Raw genomic sequence first — 3,326 nt, 5'->3', positions numbered from 1 at the left:
CCAAGGGAAGACCGGCCTTCGAAACGGGTACTGGCACTGCGATATCCTGCCCGGTCGGTCGGGCCGATTTACCGCAGGGGGTTGGGGAGAACGCTCCGAGAGGGCGGTCCGCGGGAAGGTCCTGTATAGGGACAAGCAGGGGGCGTTGTCGGTCCGGTAGCCGTCATAGCGTCGACTATGCGCCGAGCCCGAACCGCAATGATGTCAGCCATGGAGCCCCTCGCGAATTGAAACCGCCTGTCGGAAAGCGCACACGGCTGAGGGCGGTGTACCCTTGCCTGCGGCCTATCCGAGTTCGCTGACGGATCGATGCTTCTTGTCGGTTCGGGGTGCCATGGCGGTATCGCCGAGCAGCCGGTCGAATTCCAGTTTCGAGATATCGTAGCACTCGCAGGCCCGCTGCCGCAGGGCCTCGTGATCGAGAATGGTCACGTGGCCGCGCCGGTAGCGGATCAGCCCGGCCTTCTGCAGGGCCCCCATCACGTCGGTGACCGACGTCCGCCGGACGCCGAGCATCATTCCGAGAAATTCCTGGGTCAGCAGGAAATCGCCTGACGGCATCCGGTCGCGCGTCATCAGGAGCCAGCGGCAGCAGCGCTGTTCCAGCCGGTGGAGGTGCGCGCAAGCGGCCGACTGCGCGACCTGGTTGAAGAAGGCATGGGCATAGCGGAGCATGACCAGGTTGAGCGCCGGATTGCGATCGAGTTCAGCGCGGAAAAGGCGGGCATCCATCCTGAGCGCCGTACCCGGCACCTGGACGTAGACCGCCGACGGCGCATCGTGGTCGCCGAGGCAAACCGGCAATCCCACCAGTCCTTCGCTGCCGATGGTGCCGACCTCGGCGCTATGGCCGTTCGATGTCGTGATCACCAGCGATGCTACTCCGTCGATGGGGAAATAAACGTGCTCGATCGGGCGCGCCGCTTCATAGAGGCTTTTCTTGTAATCCAGCACGACCTGCGACAGGTGCGGTCGCAATCGCTGGTAGTCGTCATCCGACAACAGCGAGAGCAGCCGGTTGGTTCGTCGATCGCGATTGAGCATGCCGTGCGGCTCTCGTTGGTTGGCGCCGCGCCCGGCTGGTTCGCGAAGGGGTAGAGATGGCGCCATCTGACTCGCTCTCGATGAGGCGGGAGTCCTTGGTGGGGGCTCTCAGTCGCCGGCGCCCGATGGGTCGCTGCCGGCAATGTCTGCTTGTAGCGCCGTTATGTCCGGCAAGCGACTCAATTCCCTTGATATTTCCTTGGCATGCGGGCGTGACCGGTCAGGCCTCGAATTGCAACCGGCGCGCGCTATATTGAGCCGGTCGTCAGTGTTTGGAGTTGCGACATGGTCTTTCGCCCGCGCGATCTCGCCGACCGGATGGCCGCCCGGCGCAAGCCGGACGACGGTTTCCTGCGCGAGACCTTCACCCTGCCGCGCGCCGAGGCGCGGACCACGGCGCGTGACTTCTTCACCCGCTTTCCCAAGGCCGCCTATATGAGCAAAGTCGAAAGCTGGCGCGAACTGCCCGGCGGCTATATCGAATTCACCATGCGCAGGCTGCGCAGCGCCGACTAGCCAGCAGTCCTCCGGAGAGCCCCGATTTATCTCCAACTATCTATAATTATTGGCGTTTTTGCAAAAATGGGCGTCGGCAATTATCGCCTTCGTCACCGCCAGGGAGCTGCCGCAGGGATTGGGGCTGACCGGCCTTAAGCGCGGTCCGAGACGACGTGATCGCAGGCGTAGCAGCGGAAAACCTTGATCGCGGCGCGGATCGACAGCGCCGGGAGTTCAGCCAACTGCTTCATTACCGCGTCGCATTTTTCGCAGCGGCGCACGGCGCGGCCTTGATCCGCCGGATCGGGCGGAACATTCGCGTCGCCAGACGCCATCATAGCTGCCCCTGTGGTTTTTCGAATGGTTGATGTCAGACTGCCACAACAGCAGCACGTCAGTGTGTGGGCTAACTCACACCTTGCGGGTGAGCGGCGGCGATTCGATGATTCGGGTTAGCCTTCTTCTGCGCCCAATAATTTACCGCTCGAACGATTAATGAAATGGAGCCGGCTGCAGGCCTGGCAGACCACGGTTTCGTAACTGGAGTGAGAATCGTCAGCGGGCTCGTCCTCCAGCCAGTGCTGCACGTTCATGCGGGTACGCGGGCATTTAAAAATGATATTGGCCATATATTGGCCAGCTTAGGGCCGGCACGGTTGTCCGCCTTGATCCCGATCAATGCCGCTGGACCCGGCAGATGCCAACGGGCTCCGACGCCGCTCCAATCCGGGCTACCTAATCCAGCGTTTCCGCGACCAGGCGAATTCGGAAAACCGGCTTCTTCGACGCGTCCAGAAGCTCCATCTGCCATTCGCCATTTTCCTTGAGTTTGCGGGAAATGCCGCCGACCATATCGCTGCAAACGCCGGTCAGCTCTTTCCAGGCTGCAGCGCGGTCGGCGCATTCGGTACCGCAATCGCTGGAGCCGGCGTACCGGCCTTTCGGGGATGCAAAAGAAATATAGCGGCATGACACAAAACCGATGCGTGAAGGCAGGCCCGTGAAAAACCACAAGATGTAGGCATATGATTCCCGAAACCCTGTTTGATCAACTCCGGAATTTTACGGGCCTAAGCCCGGTCTCCGCCCTTCGGCGCGGCCTTCTTGAGCTCGCGGTCAATCCGCAACTGAACCCGGCGGACAGCAAGCAGCCTGATATTGGTCTCGGTCTTGCCGGATATAACGGCGTCGCCGATCCGGAACTGCCATTGCCAAACGCCGGGCGCTGACGGCGTAACCGTGTACTCGACGCCCCTGTGCTCCATATCCCCCACCGCTTCGGATCCCACATATAAACTATAGGTTGTTAATTTTAGTAATGCACCTAACTTGCGTTGTCGAGGGATGTCGATACCGCAGGGCTGAACCAGACCAAGGAAGGTGCCGTCGGCACAAAAAAATGGCGTCGGGCGGGATGCCGGGGCGCTCGCTGCGCTTCGCGCGTGGGGGATGATTCCAAGAACAAGCTCATCTGTCGATGACATCAAGCTCCAGGCGCTCGGTGCGGACGCCGACCATAATCCGATCGTGCAATTCCATGCAGCCAATATACCGATAGTGCCAATTTCATCACAGTTCTCCGTAGTTCTACTGAGAACGATCCCGGGCAAATTTACGGCTCGTTAAGGGTGCAAATTAGGCCGCTGCAATTTTCAGAGTAGGTCACGAGGGTTGGAAACAGGCCAGTACCGACCTCGTGAAAAGAACATATTGCGAACCTAGAACAAATAGGGTACGTTGTACTCCAAGTCATTGCCGTAAAGTCACCGCCGTAAAGCCGCTGC

3 protein-coding genes and 1 pseudogene are annotated in these 3,326 nt (G+C 60.3%); 1 reads left to right on the top strand and 3 read right to left on the bottom strand.

What is annotated here, in order from left to right:
* Positions 1-285: 285 nt before the first annotated feature.
* Positions 286-1,044 carry a Crp/Fnr family transcriptional regulator gene (locus Q7U29_RS15320; protein WP_304742837.1) on the bottom strand — a complete coding sequence of 253 codons (759 nt, stop codon included), beginning with the start codon at positions 1,042-1,044 and terminating at the stop codon, positions 286-288.
* A 285-nt stretch (positions 1,045-1,329) separates the two neighbouring features.
* Here Q7U29_RS15320 and Q7U29_RS15315 point away from each other — a divergent pair, with 285 nt between their 5' ends.
* Complete coding sequence (locus Q7U29_RS15315) at positions 1,330-1,560, top strand: hypothetical protein (protein WP_304742835.1); 231 nt, start codon at positions 1,330-1,332, stop codon at positions 1,558-1,560.
* 717 nt (positions 1,561-2,277) lie between these two features.
* Here the strand turns inward: Q7U29_RS15315 and Q7U29_RS15310 are convergent.
* Both Q7U29_RS15310 and Q7U29_RS15305 read right to left on the bottom strand, forming a co-directional pair.
* Positions 2,278-2,512 (bottom strand): annotated as a pseudogene (locus tag Q7U29_RS15310) (hypothetical protein).
* Between the two features lie 100 nt (positions 2,513-2,612).
* Positions 2,613-2,807 carry a hypothetical protein gene (locus Q7U29_RS15305; protein ID WP_304742839.1) on the bottom strand — a complete coding sequence of 65 codons (195 nt, stop codon included), beginning with the start codon at positions 2,805-2,807 and terminating at the stop codon, positions 2,613-2,615.
* Between the last annotated feature and the right edge of the window lie 519 nt (positions 2,808-3,326).

It is taken from the genome of Bradyrhizobium sp., assembly GCF_030654605.1.
GTDB lineage: Bacteria > Pseudomonadota > Alphaproteobacteria > Rhizobiales > Xanthobacteraceae > Bradyrhizobium.
Note: the sequence above shows the minus strand (reverse complement) of the source record. Positions and strands in the feature narration are given on the sequence as shown.